17 protein-coding genes are annotated in these 20,247 nt (G+C 71.7%); 5 read left to right on the top strand and 12 right to left on the bottom strand.

Features of this window, described 5'->3' with window-relative positions; translation table 11 throughout:
- Window positions 1-74: 74 nt before the first annotated feature.
- Genes O0S08_RS08365 through O0S08_RS08355 form a run of 3 tightly spaced genes read right to left on the bottom strand, consistent with a single transcriptional unit; the run spans window position 75 to window position 3,033 of the window.
- On the bottom strand, window positions 75-890 hold the full coding sequence (locus O0S08_RS08365; RefSeq protein ID WP_269038503.1) for a hypothetical protein: 816 nt from the start codon (window positions 888-890) through the stop codon (window positions 75-77).
- Entirely contained in the window at window positions 890-1,966 is a 1,077-nt protein-coding gene (locus O0S08_RS08360; protein WP_269038502.1) for a hypothetical protein, read from the bottom strand. Before O0S08_RS08360 ends, O0S08_RS08365 begins: the two co-directional genes overlap by 1 nt.
- Window positions 1,963-3,033 carry a caspase family protein gene (locus O0S08_RS08355; RefSeq protein ID WP_269038501.1) on the bottom strand — a complete coding sequence of 357 codons (1,071 nt, stop codon included), beginning with the start codon at window positions 3,031-3,033 and terminating at the stop codon, window positions 1,963-1,965. The genes O0S08_RS08360 and O0S08_RS08355 overlap by 4 nt, the downstream gene beginning before the upstream one ends.
- On the opposite strand from O0S08_RS08355, the gene O0S08_RS08350 reads away from it, so the two are divergent.
- The 3 genes from O0S08_RS08350 (at window position 3,020) to O0S08_RS08340 (ending at window position 6,889) form a co-directional block, all read left to right on the top strand.
- On the top strand, window positions 3,020-3,925 hold the full coding sequence (locus O0S08_RS08350) for an ABC transporter ATP-binding protein (RefSeq protein ID WP_269038500.1): 906 nt from the start codon (window positions 3,020-3,022) through the stop codon (window positions 3,923-3,925). The two genes, O0S08_RS08355 and O0S08_RS08350, sit on opposite strands and share 14 nt — an antisense overlap.
- A complete protein-coding gene (locus O0S08_RS08345) occupies window positions 3,922-5,136 on the top strand; it encodes an ABC transporter permease (RefSeq protein ID WP_269038499.1) in 1,215 nt (404 codons plus the stop codon). Before O0S08_RS08350 ends, O0S08_RS08345 begins: the two co-directional genes overlap by 4 nt.
- A gap of 559 nt (window positions 5,137-5,695) precedes the next feature.
- On the top strand, window positions 5,696-6,889 hold the full coding sequence (locus O0S08_RS08340) for an ADYC domain-containing protein (RefSeq protein WP_269038498.1): 1,194 nt from the start codon (window positions 5,696-5,698) through the stop codon (window positions 6,887-6,889).
- A gap of 98 nt (window positions 6,890-6,987) precedes the next feature.
- On the opposite strand, the gene O0S08_RS08335 is transcribed toward O0S08_RS08340, so the two are convergent.
- The 3 genes from O0S08_RS08335 to O0S08_RS08325 all read right to left on the bottom strand — a co-directional run bounded on the left by O0S08_RS08335 (window position 6,988) and on the right by O0S08_RS08325 (window position 9,278).
- Complete coding sequence (locus O0S08_RS08335; RefSeq protein WP_269038497.1) at window positions 6,988-7,986, bottom strand: AraC family transcriptional regulator; 999 nt, start codon at window positions 7,984-7,986, stop codon at window positions 6,988-6,990.
- 5 nt (window positions 7,987-7,991) lie between these two features.
- A complete protein-coding gene (locus O0S08_RS08330; RefSeq protein WP_269038496.1) occupies window positions 7,992-8,876 on the bottom strand; it encodes an oxidoreductase in 885 nt (294 codons plus the stop codon).
- A gap of 264 nt (window positions 8,877-9,140) precedes the next feature.
- Window positions 9,141-9,278: a hypothetical protein gene (locus O0S08_RS08325; RefSeq protein WP_269038495.1), complete on the bottom strand. Its 138-nt coding sequence runs from the start codon at window positions 9,276-9,278 to the stop codon at window positions 9,141-9,143.
- A gap of 62 nt (window positions 9,279-9,340) precedes the next feature.
- On the opposite strand from O0S08_RS08325, the gene O0S08_RS08320 reads away from it, so the two are divergent.
- Window positions 9,341-9,919 (top strand): TetR/AcrR family transcriptional regulator, encoded by a 579-nt coding sequence (locus O0S08_RS08320; RefSeq protein ID WP_269038494.1) that lies wholly within the window; start codon window positions 9,341-9,343, stop codon window positions 9,917-9,919.
- A gap of 357 nt (window positions 9,920-10,276) precedes the next feature.
- Here the strand turns inward: O0S08_RS08320 and O0S08_RS08315 are convergent, their stop codons facing one another.
- Window positions 10,277-11,356, bottom strand: coding sequence for a TetR family transcriptional regulator (locus O0S08_RS08315; protein ID WP_269038493.1), 1,080 nt, complete (start codon window positions 11,354-11,356; stop codon window positions 10,277-10,279).
- A 120-nt stretch (window positions 11,357-11,476) separates the two neighbouring features.
- Between O0S08_RS08315 and O0S08_RS08310 the strand changes: the two genes are divergently transcribed.
- Window positions 11,477-12,058, top strand: coding sequence for a VOC family protein (locus O0S08_RS08310; protein WP_269038492.1), 582 nt, complete (start codon window positions 11,477-11,479; stop codon window positions 12,056-12,058).
- A gap of 133 nt (window positions 12,059-12,191) precedes the next feature.
- On the opposite strand, the gene O0S08_RS08305 is transcribed toward O0S08_RS08310, so the two are convergent.
- The 5 genes from O0S08_RS08305 to O0S08_RS08285 all read right to left on the bottom strand — a co-directional run bounded on the left by O0S08_RS08305 (window position 12,192) and on the right by O0S08_RS08285 (window position 20,228).
- Complete coding sequence (locus O0S08_RS08305) at window positions 12,192-14,033, bottom strand: hypothetical protein (RefSeq protein WP_269038491.1); 1,842 nt, start codon at window positions 14,031-14,033, stop codon at window positions 12,192-12,194.
- 8 nt (window positions 14,034-14,041) lie between these two features.
- Window positions 14,042-16,849, bottom strand: a complete 2,808-nt coding sequence (locus tag O0S08_RS08300) for a hypothetical protein (protein ID WP_269038490.1) — start codon at window positions 16,847-16,849, stop codon at window positions 14,042-14,044.
- Between the two features lie 66 nt (window positions 16,850-16,915).
- Window positions 16,916-18,682, bottom strand: a complete 1,767-nt coding sequence (locus O0S08_RS08295; protein WP_269038489.1) for a carboxylesterase/lipase family protein — start codon at window positions 18,680-18,682, stop codon at window positions 16,916-16,918.
- 79 nt (window positions 18,683-18,761) lie between these two features.
- On the bottom strand, window positions 18,762-19,070 hold the full coding sequence (locus O0S08_RS08290; RefSeq protein ID WP_269038488.1) for a hypothetical protein: 309 nt from the start codon (window positions 19,068-19,070) through the stop codon (window positions 18,762-18,764).
- Between the two features lie 93 nt (window positions 19,071-19,163).
- Window positions 19,164-20,228, bottom strand: coding sequence for a hypothetical protein (locus O0S08_RS08285; protein WP_269038487.1), 1,065 nt, complete (start codon window positions 20,226-20,228; stop codon window positions 19,164-19,166).
- Window positions 20,229-20,247 lie beyond the last annotated feature (19 nt).

Here is a 20,247-nt window from a genome sequence, read left to right as displayed (position 1 = left end):
CTCTCCGGGGCACGCAGGACCGTCTGCAAGTCGGCTTCCCTCTGCATCATGTCCTGCGCACCATGTCCGAAAGGTCAGAAGCTGAGCGTGGCCCCGGCCCCGCCGTTCCACCTCAGGCGAGTTTTTCCGAGGTTGATGCCGTCCAGCTGCTTCTTCGACTTGATGGCGTTGCGCAGCGGGATGATCGAGTAGCCGACCAATGCGAGGGCGATGAGACCGACGTACACGCCGGCGTAGAGCAGACCGGCCTTGGGCGCCTTCTCGTCACGCATCAGCGCTTCCTGGCCCACCTGCAACGAGTCGTTGTACTTCATCGCATCTTCGTACTCGTTCTTCTGCTTGAAGTAGAACACGAACGCCGTCGCCGCTCCGCCGAGGCCCGCGAACCCGAGCGTCATAGTCGTCGCGCTGAGCGCGATCTGCCGCTTGTACGCCCCCGAGATCTTCATCTTTCGCCGCCCGAGCTCGTCGAGCCGCTGATCGACGATCAGCTGCTCGTCGGGCGACCCGTGCGGGCGGAACTCCTTGTACTCGCTGACGGCGGTCCCGAGCTTCCCCTGCGCCTCCGCGAGCACCGCCAGGTTGAAGTGCAGCGGCCGCCATTTGGGCGCGAAGAAGGCCACGCGACGGAACTCCTCCTCCGAGTCGACGAACGCCCCATTATTAAAATGTTCGATCGCCTTGCTCGCGTGCTTCTGGGCCTGGGAGTTGAGCTCCTCCGAGGTCTCCGCCGTCGACGGCTCCTCCGGCCCTTCGGGCTCGGTCGCGCGAGCCACCGAAGGCGTCGCCAGCGTCGTCGCACAGAGCATCGCCACCGCCGCGCGGCCGAGCTTGCGTCCCATCTCTTCTCTCTTCATGAACAGCATGTCCTTGGGCACCTGCAGCAGCATCACTCGCCATCCTTCGGCACGATCTCGTACGACTTCGTCACCCGCGACCAGCGGGAGATGGGCACCTGGGACAGCGCCTTCTCCAGCTTCTCGGCGTAGGCCAGGCCCTCACCCGCGTCCATCGCGGCCGGCTTGAAGCGGTCGAAGTCTTCGCGGTTGGTGAACGCGTAGACCACCAACGTCTCGCGGGCGGCCATCTGCGGGTCGCGGAGCGAGGCGGCGACCTTCTTTTCGTCGGGGCTCGGCAGGACCAGCTGGCTCTTGCCTTTTACGGTCGGCAGCTGCACGACGTCGCTCGGATAGATCACCGCGCCGACGCCCGTCTCTTCGAGCACGATTGCGATCAAGTACGCGGTCTCGTTGGCGGCGAACTCGAAGCGGACCGGGTCGCCGTTGACGAACTTCTCCGGCAGCTTGACCGAGAAGTCGAACTGCTTCTGCTGGGCCGCGCGGTCGTAGGCGAACGCGTAGGCCTGCGGGTCGCCCCACTCCATGCTGTCGAGCGCCTCGGTGGCCGCCTCGCGGCCGCCCTCGATGCCGATCCCCCCCTTGCCGACGCGGCCCTTGGCGGCGCCCTCGGCCGAGCGGACCAGCTTGCGGAAGCCCGAGCCGACGCGGACCGACTTGACGATCACCTCGCCGCACGGGCCCTCGGTGTCGGCGGTCAGCGTCTTGACGTTCTGGATCTCGTACTCCGCCTCGACCGAGCGGCCATAGCGGGCCTCGAGCTTGAGCATGTCCTTGTAGCCGCCGGCGAACGCGGTCAGGTCGCCGAGGCCGACGCGGTACTTCTTCTTGTAGCTCGACGACGACTCCTTGACGCGGACCTCGCAGCCGGGCGCGCGCTCGTCGGCGATCGTCCACGCCCCGGCGGTGGTCACCCGCACCTGGCGGCCGAGCAGCCCCTCGGCGTCGCCGGTCGGCTCGAGCAGGAAGTGGGTGTCGGACGAGAACCCGCCGATCTTCTCGGCCATCTCGCCGTCGGCCTTCGGCGCGGCGAGGAAGCCCTGTTTCGTACATGCCCCGAGGGACATGCCCCCGAGGACAGCCATGGTCAGCAGCGCGGCGCGGCTCATCGCGAGTACCCCCAGGAGATGATGAACTCGTCGGCGGCGCTGAGCTTCTTGCCGAGCGTCAGGTGCGGGGTCTGCTCGCGGTTGGCCTTCTTGGCCTCGCGCTTGACGCGGGGGCCGATCCACTCGGCCAGCTCCTTGAGCGAGATCTGGCCGTCGCCGTTGATGTCGCCCTGGCCGCTGCCGATCGCCTCGATCAGGTACTTCGAGAACAGCCCGCCGGAGCCGTCGGCGGCCGGGCCGGAGATCTCGGCGCCCGACGAGGCCGACAGCATGGCCACGCGGGTCTGCGGCTTCACGTCCTCGACGCGCACCAGCGGACGTGTCCCCGGGGCCAGGACCGAGCGGCCGCCCGCGCCGGAGAAGCACGAGTCGGCCAGCGCCAGCACGTCCTTCGCCTTGGTCTTCTCGAGGTCGCCGAGCACCTCGGTCATCGGGATCGCGGTGTCCTTGAGGTACTGCGGGTCGCCGTCGAACGGCACGATGTAGCTGACGCCGGAGGTCGGCTCGGGCGCCCCGTGGCCGCTGAAATAGAAGTACACCCGGCCGCCGCTGGGCACGTTGGCCTGCAGCCAGCGCATCTGCTTGGCGATGTCGGTCCGGCTGGCGCGGTCGTCGAGCAGCACCTTGATGTTGTCCTCGGGCACGCCGAGGGTGACCCGGGCCAGCTCGGCGAACTTCTCCGCGTCCGTGCGGGCGCCGCCGGCCGGCGTCACGTCGCGGTACTTCTCGATGCCGACGATCAGCGCATACGCGGTCGGCTGGGGCGACGCCGACACCATCGCGCCGGCGCTGGCCTTGCTGCCGCCGCCACCACTGTTGCGCTTGGTCGGCTCGTCGCCGGTGGACCGCCAATCGGAGCCGCCCGAGCCGCCGCCGTCATGGACGTCGTTGCTGGCGATCCGCGTATCACCGCCGCCGGAGCCCATCGAGCCGGCGTCGACGCGCAGCTCGGTGGGGATGATGAGCGGGGGGAGCTCGTCGACCGGGGTGGCGGTAGCGATCTGCTGTTGTTTGCAGGCCGGCGTCAGGAGCAGCGCGGCGAGGGGGAAAACGATGCGACGCGACACGGGTAGTATCCATATCCGCGCCCCGCTGCTACAGTCAACGAGCCCCCGGATGATCGAAGTCGTCGATCTCACCAAGTCCTTCCCGATCTCGCGCCAGCAACGGCGGGAGCTGGCCGCCGCGGGGTCTACCGCTCCCGCCAATGCTCCTGCCTCGGTTCCTGGAGCCGCGAACCTTTCGAGCCTCCAGGCGGTCGCGGGCGCCAGTTTCCGTTGTTCACCCGGACGCGTATTCGCGCTCCTGGGCCCGAACGGCGCCGGCAAGACCACAGTCTTGCGCATGATCGCCACCCTGCTCCGCCCCGACGGCGGGCGGATCTCGATCGCCGGCGTCGACGCCCTGGCCGACCCGGTCGCCGCCCGGCGCAAGCTCGGTTTCCTCACCGGCTCGACCAAGCTTTACGAGCGCCTGACCGCCGAGGAGAACGTGCGCTACGCCGCCGACCTCCACGGCGTCGGGGCGGCCGACTACAAGCGCCGGCGCGACACGCTGTTCGCCGCGCTCGGCATCGACGCCTACGCCGGCCGGCGCGCGGGGCAGCTGTCGACCGGCATGAAGCAGAAGGTAGCGATCGCCCGCACCATCATCCACGACCCCGAGGTGGTCGTGTTCGACGAGGCCACCTCCGGGCTCGACGTCATCGCCGCGCGGGCGATCATCCAGCTCATCCAGAACTGCCGCGCCCAGGGCAAGACGGTCCTGTTCTCGACCCACATCATGAGCGAGGTGACGATGCTGGCCGACGACCTGGCGGTGTTCCACCGCGGCCGCGTATTGGCGATGGGCGGCCTCGAGGAGGTCCTCGCCCGCGCCGTCGACGAGCACGGCCAGCGGCGCACGCTCGAGGACGAGTTCGTGCGGCTCATCGACGCCGCCGAGGGGGGCCTGTCATGAGTTCGCCGGCGCTGGTGGTCTTCCGCAAGGAGCTGCGCGACACCCTCCGCGACCGCCGCACGCTGGTGGCGATGGTCGTCGTGCCGCTGCTGCTGTTCCCGCTGATCATGGTGGGCATGGCCAAGTTCTCGCAGTCGCGGGCCGCCGAGGCGCGCGACAAGACGCTCGAGGTCGCGGTCGCCGACGCCGAGGCGGGCCCCGGCGGCCGCGGCTCGGGCCTGGCCGAGTACCTGCGCCAGGAGCCGGGCCTGAAAATCACCGAGGTCCAGGACGTCATCGCCCTGCCCGAGCGCGTGCGCTCGGAGGAGCTCGACGCCGCGATCGTCGTCCCGGCCGGCTACGGCGCCGCAGTGGCCGCGCACCAGCCGGCGCCGGTGCAGCTGCTGCACAAGTCGAGCGACGACTTCGACATCCCGCGCACCCGCATCGAGCAGGCGCTCGGCCGCTTCGAGCAGAAGCTGCTCGACGAGCGCCTGCGCGGCCTCGGCATCGAGCCGCGCTCGATCGACCCGATCGAGGTCCAGCGGACCGACGTCGTCAGCTCGCGCGAGCTGTTCGGCAAGCTGCTCGGCGGCCTCCTGCCGTACATGTTCATCATCTTCTGCTTCACCGGCGGCATGTACCCGGCCATCGACCTGGCCGCCGGCGAGAAGGAGCGCGGCACCCTCGAGACCCTGCTGTCGTCGCCGGCCAGCCGCCTGCAGATCGCCCTCGGCAAGTTCGCAGTCGTCACCCTCACCGGCTTCACCTCGGCGCTGCTCGCCACCGTCGGCATGTACGTCAGCGTCCAGCAGGGCGTCGAGGGCATCCCGCCGGCGATCCTCTCGGCCATCCAGAGCATCCTCGCCCCCGGCACGATCGCCCTGGTGCTCGCGCTGCTGCTGCCGCTCAGCGTGTTCTTCGCCGCCGCCCTGCTGATGCTGTCGCTCTACGCCCGCTCCTACAAGGAGGCGATGAGCGTCATCAGCCCGCTGATGATCGTCGTCGTCGTCCCCGCCGCGATCGCCCTGGCCCCGGGCGTCCGCCTCGGCCCCGTCACCGCCCTGGTCCCGGTGCTCAACGTCTCCCTGGCGACCCGCGAGATCATCGCCGGCACCGCCGAGCCGCTGTACCTCGTGCTGACGTTCGCCTCGCTGCTGCTGCTGGCGGCCGGAGGCATGGTGGCCTGCGCCCGCTGGTTCTCCCGCGAGGACATCGTGTTCCGCTCGTAAAGGGAGATCCCGCCCCGCATCGGCGGGAGAATCATCGTTCACAGGCCCGCGCGAACCGCATTGCACACGCGGCGCGCCGTCGGGTCATGGTTGTGCTCGGGGGTCGGCGCCGAGGCGGCCCGCGGCCCTCCGTGCCCGCGTCGCGAAGGCCGCGCGCCGCAAGCCGTGTTCATCGGTCGTGAAAGGTGCGCCCGGCGGCGCAGAGGTCCGAGCCGCACCCCGCAGGCCCGACCCGCCGAGGCGCCACAATGCGCATGAGGCCGCCGTGAATGATGCCTGTCACCCCCGAATGCTGATTCATCGGGACACACCATTTCGACGGCTCACTTCGGACATATGTCCGACCGGACAATTGACCATATCATCAGAGTCTCCCCGCTGGAGCAACGATGGAACGTATGACGTCAATGTTGCAGGCATGCGGCCGCGCGGCGACTCTATGCATATGTAAGACACGCCCCCCGGCCGCAGCGAATAGCCGGCCGTCGCGGCCCGCAAAAACCATTTCCTGGCGATCATGTCGGCGTGGTAGGGTGGCTGGGTGAATGGGAGGGGCGTTATGACGGACTCGAATCGCGTAATCTTGGTGGCCTCGATGCTGTGTCTCGGGGCGTCGTGTTATGAGGGCACCGACGGCGCCGCCGAAGCGGTGGATGCCCGCGAGACCGAGTTCAACGGCGTGGTGCTGAACGGGCCGGTGCTGCAGGGCCCGGTGCTCAACGGCATGGTCCTCCAGGGCGTGATCCTCAACGGCCCGGTGCTCAACGGCCCGGTGCTCAACGGCCCGGTGCTCAACGGCCCCGTCCTCCAGGGCCCCGTCCTCAACGGAATCAAGCTCAACGGCCCGGTGCTCAACGGCCCGGTGCTCAACGGCCCCGTCCTCAACGGCACCCTGTTCTCCGGCAAGACCCTCAAGAACGGCAAGCTCGTCACCGTCACGGGCGCCGACTTCATCGGTTCGGAGTGGACGCTGCACGTCGGCACCCACATCGACGGCGTCGACTCCTACGAGGATTACGTCCTGCGCTTCGACAACATCTACCAGTCGGAGGAGCAGGACGACGTCTACCTCTACGATATCGTGCACCGGCCGAAGAACGGCGGCCAGTGGAAGTCGCTGTGCGTCGACGAGAACAACCAGCCGGTGCCGGCCGTGCCGCTGCACAACTACTGGAACCTCGAGACCGGCGATCGCGTCGACGACGACAACGTCATCACCTTCGCCTGCAAGAACGCGGTGCTGGCCAAGTGTACCCTGTGGGGTTATCGCCCGTGGGCGACCGCGACCCGCTGCAAGGACTACGAGAAGGGCAAGAAGTGCGGGCCGGTGTCGCTGGTCGATTACCACCAGGCGTGCACCCGCATGGCCCGCGCCGACTACTGCGGCAACGGCGAGCCGTGGACGATCAACGGCAACGCGATCGACCTGTGGGACCACCTGACCCCGCAGATCGAGGAGCCGACCACCGAATGGTTCATCGAGGCCGAGTGGACCCCGGACGGCGCCTACTGCCTCAACGACATCCGCATGCAGTCGCTCAAGGCGGAGGGCCACTACCCGGCCTGCTTCCTCGACAAGAAGGGCAAGCCGAAGACGATCCAGGACTGCGGCTCGCTCAAGAACCACCGCGCCCTGATCACCAGCACCTTCGACAAGCACGAGAGCGACGACGACGACGACGACGATGACGACGACGACGACGATTGCGGCAACGGCCACGGCCACGGCCACGGCCACGATCACGACGATTGATCATACCCGTCCGTCCCCACGCACCCGGCCGTCGCCCGCGACGCGCCGGGTGCCGTCATTTGCGAATCACCACACCCCGCGGATTCACCAGCCGGCGCTCACGGCGCCCGCGCCTGGGCCCGGAAGCGCGTCGGCGTCGTCCCCGCCCAGTGCTGAAACGCGCGCGTGAACGAGTTCAGCTCCTCGAACCCGAGCAGGAACGCGACCTGGCTGGCGTCGAGGTCGGTGCGCGTGAGCAGGCGCCGCGCCGACTGGTCGCGCACCTCGTCGAGCAGCCGCTGGTAGCTCGTGCCGGCCTCCTCCAGCCGCCGCTGGAGCGTGCGCGGGCTGACCCGCAGATCGCGGGCGACCTTGTCGACCGACGGGCGCTCGCCGCACATGCGCCGGCACAGCGCCAGGCGCACGTCGTCGGCCAGGCTGCGCCCGCGGTCGTGGGCCGCGAGCTCGGCGTCGAGGCCCGGCAGCAGCAGCGCCAGCAGGTCGGCGTTGTGGGTGACGAACGGCTCGGCGAGCGCGGCCGCCGGCAGCACCAGCAGGTCGATCGGTGCGTCGAAGCGGACCGGGCAGCCGAAGTGCCGCGTGAGCAGCGGCCCGTCGCCGCGCCGGCGCGTCAGCTCGACCCGCAGCGGCACCAGCGGCTTGTGCGTGCCGCGCCGCAGCATCGTCATCACCGACGCGAACGTGCCGTCGACGAGGAAGCGCGGCGGGTCGCCCTCGGCCAGCAGCCACTGGAACCGCAGCCGCGCCTCGTCCTCGACCACGGTCACGGTGACCTCCTCGGGGCACACCAGTCGCTTGTACTTGCCGAGCTTGGCCAGCGCCTCGCCGACGCTCGCCGAGTGCAGCGCGGCCGTCGAGGCGATGTCGAACTTCTGCGGCAGCGCCTCGGCCCCGAGCCGCAGGCCGAGGTCGCGCGAGCCGGCCAGCGCCTCGATCGCCTGCCACAGCGCGAAGAACTCGGCCGTCGTCAGGCGCCCCCGCGGCGGCCCGAGCACCGCCGAGGAGATGCCCGCGCGCGCGAGGATCTGCGCGACGTCGAGGCCGAGCGCCGCCAGCCGCTCGAGCATCACGCCGGGGACGGGGACCAGGTCCGCCATCACCGTCATTGTCGCACGGCCAGCAGCATCTTCGCCACCGGCGAGTCGGCGAAGGCGCCGAGGCCGTCGAAGTCGGTCGAGCCGCCGAGCGCCGCCCACCGCTCGTCCTCCGCCGCCCGCTGCTCCGCCACCACCCGCGCCAGGAATTGCGCGTCGGTGCCGAGGAGCAGCCGCAGCGGCGGCTCGGCGAGTTCGGTCAGCTGCACGATCACCGGCCCGGCCTTGGCCGGATCGCCGCGCGCCGCGTCGGCGCCCTGGCGCACGTGCTCCTGGAACGCGCCGACGCTCCGGTGATAATCGGCGTGGATCGGGTCGCTGCGCATCGACGACCCGGCCCAGTCGGTGCGAAAGCCGCCGGGTTCGACGATGGTCACGCGGATCCCCAGCGGCCGCACCTCGGTGTGCAGCACCTCCGAGAGGCCCTCGACCGCCCACTTGGCCGATTGATAGGAGCCGAGCCCCGGGCTGCCCCTGCGCCCGCCGATCGACGACACCTGAATGATGTGCCCCGAGCGTTGCGCCCGCAGCACCGGCAGCGCCGCGCGCGTCACGTGGAGCACGCCGAAGAAGTTGGTCTCGAACTGGGCGCGGAAGTCGGCCTCGCTCGCGTCCTCGAGCGAGCAGACGTTGGCGTAGCCGGCGTTGTTGACGACGACGTCGAGCCGCCCGAACGCCTCGACCGCCGCCGCGACCGCGGCGCGGGCCGCTGCTGGATCGGTGACGTCGAGCGCGACTGCCCGCGCGGTGTCGGGGTAGCGTTCGACCAGCGCGTGTAGCTGCTCGGGCTGGCGCGCGGTGGCGACGACGCGGTGACCCGCCGCCAGCGCGGCCTTGACGATCTCGGACCCGAGCCCGCGAGAACTCCCGGTGATGAGCCATACCTTGGACATCTCTGCTTCGACCTTCCGGAGCCGGCGTTCGGCTCACGGACGGGAGGATGGCCCCGGCCGCCGGAGCCCGCCAATCCGATCGCGCCAACGATCCCTCCGATCGCGCCAATCCCTCAGAAGGGCCGAAAACGCGGTTGGGAGGCGGTTTTGCGGCTCTTCGAGCACCGCGTCGGGGGATGTCCCCAAGGACATGCTGGCGCGCTCACCAATCGTCGCCGCCCGGCGGTACACGTCGCTGTCCATGCACACGTTGAGCAGCGGCCCCTAGATCGGGTCGCCGGCGTCGTCCTCGAGCACGTTCAGGGCCCGCAGGCCGAGCCGGACCCGCGTCGCCAGCGAGGCCCCGTCCGGCACCCTCGGGATCGCGACGGGCTCCTGCGGGCGCGAGGACGGCCGCTGCATGTCCTTTCCGATAGCATAACCGGACACTGGTGTCCACTTACGGATCGGCATACAGTCGCGCCGTGGCCGACGACGCCCACGACGACTCTCCCCGCCGCCGCCGCGACGCCCAGGACAACCGCGACCGGCTGGTCGCCGCCGCCCGCGAGGTGTTCGCCGAGGCCGGCTTCGACGTCCCGCTCGACGCCATCGCCCGCCGCGCCGGCGTCGGTCGGGCCACGCTCTACCGCAACTTCCCCGACCGCTACGCCCTCGGCTCGGCGATCTTCGAGCACAACCTCGCCGCCCTCGAGGCGCTCGCCCGCGCCCACGCCGACCGCCCCGACGCCTTCACGCTCCTCCTGTCGGCCATCATCGAGCAGCAGATCGCCAGCCACGCGCTCGTGCCCGCGCTGATGACCGGGCCCCGGGCCCCCGACCTCGAGGCGCTCCGGCGACGCATGACCCGCCTGCTCGTTGGACCGCTGCGCCGGGCCCAGGCCGCAGGGGCGATCCGCCGCGACATGGTGGCCGCCGACGTGCTGTCCGTGATCGCCATGGTCTCCGCCGTGGTCATCCATGCCCCCTCCGTCGCCGCCCGCCGCCGCCGCGCCGCCCGGGCCCTCCAGCTCGTGCTCGACGGCCTGGTCCCGCGCGAGTGAGACGCCTCTTCGGGAATGTCCGAAGAGACATGTCCGAAGTCATGTTCGTCGCCGTCCGGCCCATCGCCCCACCCCGGGCGGCGCGAAGTCACCTGTCTTCACGAACATGTCGTGATCGCGCGGCGGCCCAGAGGTCGGCGCCCCGACGCCGCCGACCCTCGCCGGCGCGCGACAGCTCGCGGGTTCGACGAGAGGTGCGCGCGATTCACGGTCGCCGGGCCAGACACAGCCGGAAGGCGCCGCGGGACGGTGCGGAATCACCTGTCCTCAGGGACATCTGAGCCGGCGCGCCGAGCCGGACGGCGAAGAACATCTCTTTCACCACGTGGCCCTTGAGCCATGCAGCTCCGCGGCGGCTCAGCGGGCCCGGCGGGGCGGCGGCGCCAGCCAGCGCGCGAGCTCGCCGGCGACCGCCGCGAACTCGAACGCCTTCGCGTGGACCCCGAGCTGGGTCATCGCCCCGATCACGAACGAGGTCAACACGCGGGCCCCGGCGCGCGCGTCGACGTCGGGGCGCAGCTCGCCGCGGGCCATCTCGTCGCGCAGGATCGACTCGACCATCGCCGCCCAGAACTCGTGCAGCGCGCGGAAGGCCGCCCGCGCCGCCCGGTCGCGCTGGCCTCGCAGCACCAGCTCTCCGAGCACGCGCCCGAGCTGCCGGTCCTCGCGGAACGTCTCCCCCGCGGCCGTCAGGTGGGCCGCCAGCCCGCGTCCTCCTCCGCGCTCCTGGCTCGCAGCGACGAACTTGTCGCGCACGTGGGCGATCACCGCCACCAGCAGCGCCTCCTTGCTGCCGAAGTGGTAGTGCAGCGTGGCGATGTTGACCCCGGCGCGGGCCGCCACCTCGCGCGTGCGCAGGCCCTCGAGCCCGCGATCGGCGATCGTCGCGTAGGCAGCAGCGAGCAGCGCCGCCCGCCGCTCGTCCGGCCCCGTCCGCGTCGGCCGCGATCGCCCCGCCTCACGGGGCGCGCTCGCCGGCCGCTCCGTGTTCGCATCGCCCGTCGCCTCGCGTCGCGTCCGCTCGCCCGTCTGCCCGTCCTCGCCCTCGTCCCTCCCGCTGCGGCGACGCACCGGCTTCCCCGTCGCCCCGACCTCTTTGCCGAGCGCCTCGCGTCGGGCCCGCTCGCCCGTCCGCCCGTCCTCGCTCTCGTCCGTCGCGCCGCCGCGCCGCATCTGCTTCCCCGTCGCCCCGACCGCTTTGCCGAGCGCCTCGCGTCGGGCCCGCTCGCCCGTCCGCCCGTCCTCGCTCTCGTCCGTCGCGCTGCCGCGCCGCGCCGGCTTTGCGGTCCGCCTCTCCTCGCCGGGCTCGGCCTGTCCGCGCGCTTCCCCGGGCCGCTTCGTCCCCCGGACCGCGCGGGCCGCCGGCTTCCGCTCCGACGCACCGACCCGGCCCGCGCCGCCCGTCCGCCCGCGCTTGCCCTCGCCGTTCTTGGCCATCTCGCCGCTCGACGGTAGGCGCGGCGCCGCTCGCGGTCAAGCGACTTGACGGCCCCGGCGGCCCGGCGTAGACGTCCAATCATCTGATTCAATCAAATGATTGAAAACCTCGGAGGACCCATGCTGACAGCCCTGCGCAACCGAGCGATCGCCGCCGCCTTCACTACCTGGACCGCCGCAGTGCGCGCCCGTCGAGTGCTCGGGAGCCTCGGGCGGCCGCGCCTGCGCCAGCTCGACCACGTCACGATCCCGGTCACCGACCTCGCGGTCGCCCGCCGCTTCTACTGCGACGTGCTCGGCGGCGTGTTCCTGCTGGAGGTCGACGCCGCCGCCCTGGCGCGGTTCGGCCGCCCGCCGGCGCCCGAGGGCGGCGACGGCACCTTCCACGTCTCGATCTACCTCGGCGGCGCCACCCGCATCGATCTCTTCTTGCAGCGCGACGGCCAGCGCGCGCCCCTGCGCGGCCACCCGCACCACGCCTTCCGCGTGGCCCCGCGCGACCTGCTGCGCTTCCAGGCCCGCCTCCACGCCCACGGCGTCCCGACCGAGGGCCCGCTGCAGCTCGGCTTCCCCGGCCAGGCCTCGGTCTACTTCAACGACCCTGCCGGCAACCTGCTCGAGCTGACCTGCACCGGCTTCCCGCGGCCGATCCCGGTGCGCCCGCCCGAGCTGTCGGGCCTCGCCTGGACGCCCCCGGCGTGAGTCCGGCGGCCTTCCGGCTCATCCGCCCGTCGGAGAGGCCCATACATCTCGGGTGTCTTTCAAGACATGCCCTAAGAGACGGGATCTTCGCTCGCCGATCTCCTATCCCTCTGGACATGTCCGAAAGTACATCCTACCGCTTCTTGAGCCCGCGATATTTAAACCCGATCGCCAGCTCCTCGTCGAGCGCGAGCAACTTTTCGAAGTGCACCTCGCGGCCCTGGAGCGGCAGGCTGACCGGCACCGGCATGGCGCCGTCGCCGAGCGACCCGCCGGGGGCGGCCTGCGTCTGGGCGCCCTCGATCACCTGCGGCGTGGCCGTCTGCACGTAGTTCATGTCCTCGGGCGGGATCGGGTTCGACAGGTAGCGGACCTTGCGGAGGTTGCCGTCGATCGAGAAGCGCTTGATCTTGGCGTCGTCGGGCGCGTACACGGTCCACGCGACGTAGGTGCACGGCGCGTCGGCGCGGGGCAGCGTCGCGGCGAACTGCCCGCGGCCGTTGTCGGACGGCGGCGCCCCGTTCTCGACGTACACGATCTCGACCTCGAACGCGGCCAGCTCGCCGCCGGCCGCCTGCGAGCGGACCAGCGGGATCATCACCCGCTTGTCGGCCGCGAGGGCCGGCTGGACCGCGCGGCCGCCGACCGAGGCGCTCCACAGCTCGCCGCCCTTCGGCAGGGCCAGGCGCAGGAACTGGCGGCGGTTGTTGCGGATCCGGTACTTCACCGAGGTGAGGCGACGGCCCTCGCGGGTCCACATCGTGCGCGCGCGAGTCTCGTCGAGCAGGGTCACCAGGACGTCGGCGTCGACGTGCTGCCACGCGCTCAGCGGGATGTTCACGTCGGTGCCGAGGTACTTGTAGCCGAGCAGCACCGGCTGCCCGGTGATGCCGAGGATCGCCGCCGGAAGCGCGCGCACGTCGACCGGCGTCGCGCCCTTGACGTCGCCGGCGTCGACCTCGAGGTTGCCGCGCGACTCGACGCCGACGAACCCGCGCGTGCGCTCGACCCCGACCGGCACCGGCACCGGCGCCGCCACGTCCTTGATGTCGCCGCGCACCACCTTCTCCATCTCGACGCGCAGCGAGTACGCGCCCTTGGCCGCGTAGTTGAGCTGGACGTTGAGGTTACCCTCGCCGTCGACCTTCCACTCGCGCACGCCGGCGCCGACCACGTCGAGCACCGTCATGTCCTTGGGCACCTTGAGCGCCAGCTTGTCGACGCCGGTGAACAGGATCGTGTACTGCGCGGTCGTGGTCGCGCGCATCAGCCCCTCGCCGAGGCTCACCAGCGTGTAGACCTCGCTCAGCACCCGGCTGGCCTGCTGCGCCGCCTTCGGCAGCTCGCGCTGCCACTTGACCTCGAGCGCACCGGTCGACGGCAGCACCGCCTCGACCACCCGCTTGTCGCCGACCACCTTGTCCGACTGCAGCTTGGCGCCCGCGACCGTGAAGTCGAGGTCCTCGCGGGCCGGCACCGACAGCACCGCCGACGTCGCGCCCGCCGGCGACAGCTGGAACGACACCCCGGACGACCCCTCGGCCGTCGTCACCGCCGCCGCGAACGTCACGTCGAGCGTCAGCGCCCCGCGCTGCTGCGTCACCAGCACGTAGTGGCCGTCCTCGATGACCACCGCCGCCTCCGCGTTGCCGATCTTCGCCGACTCGAGCGCGACCGTGGCCGGCAGGAACGGCACCTTGGCGAAGCCCTTGGCCCGCAGCACCTCGACCCTGAACCTGGCCTTGAAGACAGCCGCGTACGGCTCGCCGTCCTTGAGCTGGACCTCGCCCTCGTAGCGGGCCGACGACAGCGCGTAGTCGAGCGGCGCGGTCGTCTCCTCGGCGCGCGTCTTCTCGTACAGCTTGAGGAACTCGTCGAGCTTCATCACCACCCGCTCGGGGTCGTCGGGCGCGGCCGCGGCGGTGACGGGCGACAGGGACAACAGGGTGACGACGGCGAACGCTGCGCTGCGCATGACTTGGTTCATTCCTTGGCGATGAGCGGCTCCTTCGCCGAGATCTCGACCGCGTACGCGGCCCCGGCGGGGAGCAGGAGTCTCTGATAACGGACGGCCTCGCCGACCGCCGGCACGACGACCGACAGCGCCGACGCGTGGACCTCCGGGGTCGGCATGCCGGCCGTGTTCGGGCTGTCCTTCGGGACAGTTGATTCGGCTCGCGACCTCTCGGCCTTATACTTGGTGTCGAGCGAATCACGCGAGCGGACGCGACCTCTGAACCGCTGCTGCTTGACCGCCATGACCTCGGTCGCGGCCACGCGCTCGATCGCCCGCGGCTCCTGCGGCGGCGACACCGGACGCACCGTCCTCGACGTGCCGCTGCTCGGCACGACGTCGACGATGGCCGTGAAGTCGCGCGAGGTGGTGCTCGCAGGCGCAGGCTCGCCCTCGCCGACGTACTTGGACTCGGGCGAGGTCTGGCCCGCGCTCGCCGGCTTCGGCGTGGCGACCGGCGGCTTCGCAGCCACGGTCCCGCCGATCGGCGCGTCGACGATCGCGCCGGTGACCTCGAAGGTGCCGTCCTTGTCGCTGTCCGGGGCCTTCGACGTCGCCGACGTCTCCTCTTCGTCGGTCACGGCGACCTCGGTCGGCTTCTCGATCGGCGCCGCCGTCTCGCCACCCGCCGGCTCCCTCGCCGGCGCCTGGTTCGGCAGCCCTGCGCTGCCGCTGGGCGTCGTCATCTCCCCCGGCAGCACGTCGTCCGCGAACTCGTACACCGAGCTCCCGCTCGACTTGGCCGAACTCGCGAACTTCTTCCCCCGCTTCGGCCGGCCCTTCGACGACCGGGTCTGCACCTCGCGGTACTCCTCGGCCAGCGCCGCGTTGGTCGTCTTCTGGTCGACCGCCTCGGTCTGCTCGAGCTGCGCCAGCTTGTCGCCGACCTCGATCGCCTGCTGATAGCTCGACGCCGACGCCGCGTAGTCGCCCCGCGCCCGCTCGTCCTCGGCCTTCTTCTTCAGCTCGGCCTGCGCCTGCACGTCGGCGTGGGCGCGCGCCTTCGCCTGCTCGCGCACGCGACGCTGAAGGGACATGTCCTGAGAGACAGACGTCTTCCCCGCCACCACGTCGAGGTTGCTCTGCAGGCGGGCGATGTTCTCGTTCTTGGCCCCCATCCCGCGCAGCGCGTCGAGCTTGCCCTGGGCCGCGCGGAAGTCGTTGCGCATCCACGCCTGAACCGCGTCCTGGAACACCATGTCGGCCTGGGCCGCCCCGACCTCGCCGACCCCGAGTCCGTAGGTGATGCCCTCGCCGCGGGTGAACGCCGCCACCACGTCGCCGTCGCCGGCCTGCTTGCGCGAGCGGTAGCCGGGCGGCAGGTGCAGCGTCAGCCGCGACACCGCGATCGGGGCGTCGAGCGTCGGCAGGCGCAGCTCCCGGCTCTCGCGCCGCCGCCACTCGCTCGACTCGCCGAGCAGGATCACCTCGACCGGGAACGACAGCAGCCCCGTGACCGTCTCGACCGAGCGCAGCAGCGGCACGATCCAGCTGCCGTCCTTGGCCCGGGCCGGCGCCGCCGTCTGCCCGCCGACGCGCACCCCGATCACCTTGAAACCGGCCGGCGGCGACACTCGCAGGTGCGCCGCCCGCTCGTTGCGGACCTCGTAGTGGGCCCGCACCAGCGCCCGGCCCTCGCGGCTGGTGGCGATCGTGTACGCCGCGACGTCGACGACCACCGGCGGCCCCTCGAGCGGCACGAAGCGGAGCAGGCTCAGGCTGCCCTCGCTCGCCCCGCTCTGCTGCACCAGCGCCGTCGTGGCTGTCCCTTCGACCAGGCCCTGGGCCCACGCCGGCAGCGTCGCCGAGGCCACGTAGCTCCAGCCCGGCGCCTCGGGCACCGCCTCGACCTCGCCGTCGCGGGCCAGCTGCAGCGCGACCTCGCTGTGGAACACCCCGACCGGCGCGACCTTCGGCAGGCTCACGCGCGACTCCGCCGCCTTGCCGATCGGCGCCGACCAGCGCAGCTCGAGCTCGACGCGGTCGCGCACCGGCGCCTGCAGCTCGACGCGCACGCGATCGCCCTCGCGCGAAAACCCGCGGACGTTGGCGCCGATCACCTCGAGGTCCGCGCCGAGCCCCGCGGTCTCGAGCTCGAGCGTCGACACCTCGCCCTGCCGCACCTCCCACACCGCGCGCGCCCGGCCGCGCAGGTCGGCGTCGCCGACGGTCACGCCGATCCCCACCTTCGCCACCACCACCGGCGGGCGCTCGGCCGCCGGCGCCGGCGGGGTCACGAACGACAGCTCGAGCGCACCCGCTCCGCTCCACGGCGTGTCGCGCACCGCCAGCGCCTCCGCGCCGTCGACCCGCAGCGCCGCCGCCAGCCCCGTCGGCGCCGTCGCCACGATCGTCCCGCGCACCGCCGGCAGCAGCTCGAGCGCCACCGCCTCGCGCTTCGGATCTCCCGGTACGAAGGCCTCGAGCGTCAGCTCCACCCGGCCCGCCACCCGGCCCGCCACCGTCGTCGCGCCCGCGTCGTCGACCTTGAGCGTCGCCGGGGCCGCGCCCCAGCGGGCCGACACCACCCGCATCCCGGGCGTGCCCGCGAACAACCGGCCGCTGAACCAACCTGTCCCGAAGGACCGGATCGTCCAGCGCCCGCGCAGCCGCAGCCCGCCCTCGACTGGCTCGAAGGACAGCTCGCGCCGCTCGACCCACGGCGCCGGCGCGGCGGCCTCGACCGGCGGCTTCGTCAGTTCACGATAGCGCTCGCCGGCGATCTCCGCCGACCCCGAGGCCGGGGCCACCAGTGCGAGCACGAGCGCGAGCAACACGACGCGCCGACGCTACCCGCGTGCCCGGCGATCGAGCAACCTACCGAACATCGGACGTCGTGGCCTTCAACCCGGCGCGTACATGTCCCAAAAATCACACTGCTCCGTGCGCACGCCGTTGAATAGATCCGGCGGCTCGTCGAGCAGCGCTCCGTTGTCGTCCGCGGCCACATAGGCCGGCCAGGGCAGGTCCGCGCCTGCCGGGTCGCCCGCCGCGGCGAACCGGGTCCAGGCCCCCTGCAGCCGCTGCGAGATCGCCAGGTCGTCCGCGTTCGGCTCGTACTCCGCCGGCTCCGGGAGCACCGCCCCCCAGTTGGCGAAGATGTAGACCAGCTCGAGCCCGTGGAAGGCCGCCTTCGCCGTGTTCGGCGGCGCGTCGTAGCCGTCGTAGGCGAAGTGGTAGCGGAACACCGGCGAGATCTGGCTGACCTCGGCCGCCCGCGCGGCCCGCCGCGCCCCGCAGATGAACTTCAAGTCCGAGCTCAGCGCCACGTAGGCCGCCTGCCCGTCGTCGCCGTAGTCGGCCGCCGGGTACTGCGCCAGCACCATCGCCGCCAGCGGCCCGAACGTCGCCTGCACCAGCGCCTCGTACTGCGCCACGGTCAGCGGCGGCACCGCCTTGGCCGTCTCGTGCGCGTTGGCCCCGAACATCAGCGGCATCATGTTATGTGTCCCTTCGGACATGGCCTCGAGTGCAGGCTTGGGGATCACCGCCCCGTCGACGTGCGGCCCCCAGCCCTGGCCGAGCGCGGCCACGTCCGGGTAGCCGTCGGGCTGCAGCGTCAGGATGTCCGCGATCGCCAGCCCCCGCAGGCACCCCGCGACATCCGGCGCCTCGGCGCAGCCCGACGCCTGCAGCCACGGCCCGGCGATGTCGGCCTCGTACTTCGTCAGCGTCCGCTCGTTGCACGACCCGCTCTGCACGATCGCCCGGTCGAACAGCCCCTTCGCGCGTGGCGAACCGATCAAGCTGCACGTGTTCACCGCCCCGGCCGACTCGCCGAACAACATCACGGTGTACGGATCGGCGCCGAACCCGGCGATGTTGTCGCGCACCCACTGCAGCGCCAGCATCTGGTCGAGCAGCCCGTAGTTGCCCGACACCTGCTCCGGTGACTCTGCCGCCAGCGCGTCGGCGGTGAGGAAGCCGAGCGCGCCGAGCCGGTAGTTGAGCGTCACCACCACCACGTCCCGCCCCCCGGCCAGGGCCGCGCCGTCGTACAGGGGGTCGTCGCTGCCGCCGGTCGCGTTGCCGCCGCCGTGGATGAACACGAGGACAGGTCGGTTCCCGGGGCCGGTCGCCGGCGTCCACACGTTGAGCGTCAAGCAATCCTCGTCGCCGAGCGTCGCCACCACCTGACCCTGCGCGTCCTTCTCGACCTGCGGGCAGCGCGGCCCGAGCTCCATCGCCGGCGTCAGCCCCGGCGCGCACATGCGCGGCTGGGGCGGTCGTAGGCGCAGGTCCCCGGTCGGCGGCTCGGCGTAGCGGATCCCGCGGAACGCCACCACCCCGGCCAGCTGCTGGCCCTCGAGCGCCCCGCCGGTGGTCTGCACGATCGTCGGCCCCGGCGCGACGTCGGCCCCACACCCGCTCGGGCCCACGCTCGTCGGCGCATCGCCCGTCGAGACCTCGCCCGTCAACGCTGTCGTCGCCGACGCCGATGAATCCACGGTCGTCGTCGGCGCCGCGTCGGTGCCCGTCGTGTCCTTCAACGTCCCCGTCGTCGACGACCCGACCGACAGCGAATCATCGGTCCCGCTGCTCGACGCCGCAGTGCTGCACCCGAGCACCGCGGCCGTCACGATCGCCGCCCATCCCTCGCGCGTGGCCATGAGCGGCAGGATGTCCGGCCCCGACCACGCGCACAAGCGCGGCGGCCTCACGCGCAGCTCGAGACTCAGCCGCGACCGCTCACATCAACGAGCCCGAGCGCGCCGTGCACGACCACGCGCCGAAGAACGTGTACTCGCGCTTGCACTCCGCCAGCCACGACCCGCCCTTGGTCGTGAACTGGTAGGTCCGACCGGTGACGCCGGTCGAGTGGCCGTTCGGCTCGGCGTTGCCCGCCAGATCGCACGCCTCGGGCGTCTGGTTCATCGCCTTGCACACCGCGTTGCGCGCGTCGCCCTGCGTCTCGCGGAAGTTCTGCGCATTCACGTACCCCTGATAACCGACGAACAGCGAGATCGCGAAGATGAGGTACCAAAGAAACTGGCGCATGGCGGGCATGGTCGCACATCGCCCGCGCGCGCGACAGCCCCCAGAACCGCGTTACCGCCGGGCCCGGCCGCCCTGCGCGCCCGCCGACGCCAGTCAGAAGCGCACCGTCAGCCGCAGCGTCCCGAGCAGATAACCCGGCGTGAGGTTCAGCGACTTCAGCTCGGCGAAGCGGACGTTGTAGCGGAACTGGGCCCCGAAGCTGAAGTGGCGCCGCACCAGCAGATCGACCGCCAGCCCGAGGTACATCTCGCCGATCGTAGTGACCTCGCAGATCCGCTCGCTGTTGCATTTCAGCCCGACGTCGCACGCCCCGTTGGCCAGGCACGCCTCGCCGCGCTGGCCCGTCACCCCGCCGGTCGGCGTCACCACCCGCAGGCCCGCCACGCCGACCTCGATCAGCGGCAGGAAGCGCCCCAGGTCGAGCGCGAACACCGGCCCTGCCCCGAACCCCATCACGTGGATCGTGCCCGGCGGCGCCGTGCGCACGACCTCCATCTCCATCTGCGCCCGCTCCTCGCCGACCGGGTGCCCCGAATAGACGCCGATCGCGCGCACCCAGATCCACCGCCACGCCTGCACGTCGAACTCCGCGCCGACGCCCGCCCCGTGGATCCGCGGCGGCGTGTTGCCCGTCGTCCGCCCCTGGAACGGCAGCCGCAACATCGCGTAGGTCGGCGCCACGGTCAGCGCGAACCGCCGCCGCGCCGACCATCCCTGGCGAATGTCGGGCCGCGTACGCGGCGGCTCGGTCGCGATCTGATTGTTGGGCGGTCGCATGAATGGAGCGTCGTTCGGATCGATCGGCAGCGGCGGCAAATCATCGCCCGCCACCCGCGGCGCCGCGCTCTGCACATTCGCGGTCCCACCATTCGCCGGCCCACCGGACGCGCCCGCGTTCGCCTCGCCCGTCTGCGACCCGGCGCCGATGTTCGCCTCGCCCGACCGCGACCCCGCCGCGCCCGCGTTCGCCTCGCCGGTCTCGGCCGCACCCGGCCGCGACTCCGCACCGGCGTTCGACTCGCCCGTCCGCGGGTCCGGGCCTGCCGAGTTCGCGCCGCTCGGATCGACCTCGACCTCCTGCGGCTCCCACGGCGGCAGCTCGGCCGCCTGCGCCGGGCCGCTCAGCCCCAGCGCGAGGATCAGCGCCACGAGCCGCATCCGCCCGGATCCCTGTGTT

This window comes from Nannocystis punicea (genome assembly GCF_026965555.1).
Classification (GTDB): Bacteria; Myxococcota_A; Polyangia; order Nannocystales; family Nannocystaceae; genus Nannocystis; species Nannocystis punicea.
The sequence above is the reverse complement of the archived record's forward strand: the minus strand, read 5'-3'. Positions and strand labels throughout refer to the sequence as shown.

What these genes read in the sequence shown, in the direction of transcription:
- O0S08_RS08365 (WP_269038503.1), bottom strand. Translation starts at nt 890, where the DNA reads ATGCTGCTGCAGGTGCCCAAGGACATGCTGTTCATGAAGAGAGAAGAG.
- O0S08_RS08360 (WP_269038502.1), bottom strand. Translation starts at nt 1,966, where the DNA reads ATGAGCCGCGCCGCGCTGCTGACCATGGCTGTCCTCGGGGGCATGTCC.
- O0S08_RS08350 (WP_269038500.1), top strand. Translation starts at nt 3,020, where the DNA reads ATGCGACGCGACACGGGTAGTATCCATATCCGCGCCCCGCTGCTACAG.
- O0S08_RS08345 (WP_269038499.1), top strand. Translation starts at nt 3,922, where the DNA reads ATGAGTTCGCCGGCGCTGGTGGTCTTCCGCAAGGAGCTGCGCGACACC.
- O0S08_RS08340 (WP_269038498.1), top strand. Translation starts at nt 5,696, where the DNA reads ATGACGGACTCGAATCGCGTAATCTTGGTGGCCTCGATGCTGTGTCTC.
- O0S08_RS08335 (WP_269038497.1), bottom strand. Translation starts at nt 7,986, where the DNA reads ATGGCGGACCTGGTCCCCGTCCCCGGCGTGATGCTCGAGCGGCTGGCG.
- O0S08_RS08330 (WP_269038496.1), bottom strand. Translation starts at nt 8,876, where the DNA reads ATGTCCAAGGTATGGCTCATCACCGGGAGTTCTCGCGGGCTCGGGTCC.
- O0S08_RS08325 (WP_269038495.1), bottom strand. Translation starts at nt 9,278, where the DNA reads ATGCAGCGGCCGTCCTCGCGCCCGCAGGAGCCCGTCGCGATCCCGAGG.
- O0S08_RS08315 (WP_269038493.1), bottom strand. Translation starts at nt 11,356, where the DNA reads ATGGCCAAGAACGGCGAGGGCAAGCGCGGGCGGACGGGCGGCGCGGGC.
- O0S08_RS08310 (WP_269038492.1), top strand. Translation starts at nt 11,477, where the DNA reads ATGCTGACAGCCCTGCGCAACCGAGCGATCGCCGCCGCCTTCACTACC.
- O0S08_RS08305 (WP_269038491.1), bottom strand. Translation starts at nt 14,033, where the DNA reads ATGCGCAGCGCAGCGTTCGCCGTCGTCACCCTGTTGTCCCTGTCGCCC.
- O0S08_RS08295 (WP_269038489.1), bottom strand. Translation starts at nt 18,682, where the DNA reads ATGGCCACGCGCGAGGGATGGGCGGCGATCGTGACGGCCGCGGTGCTC.
- O0S08_RS08290 (WP_269038488.1), bottom strand. Translation starts at nt 19,070, where the DNA reads ATGCGCCAGTTTCTTTGGTACCTCATCTTCGCGATCTCGCTGTTCGTC.
- O0S08_RS08285 (WP_269038487.1), bottom strand. Translation starts at nt 20,228, where the DNA reads ATGCGGCTCGTGGCGCTGATCCTCGCGCTGGGGCTGAGCGGCCCGGCG.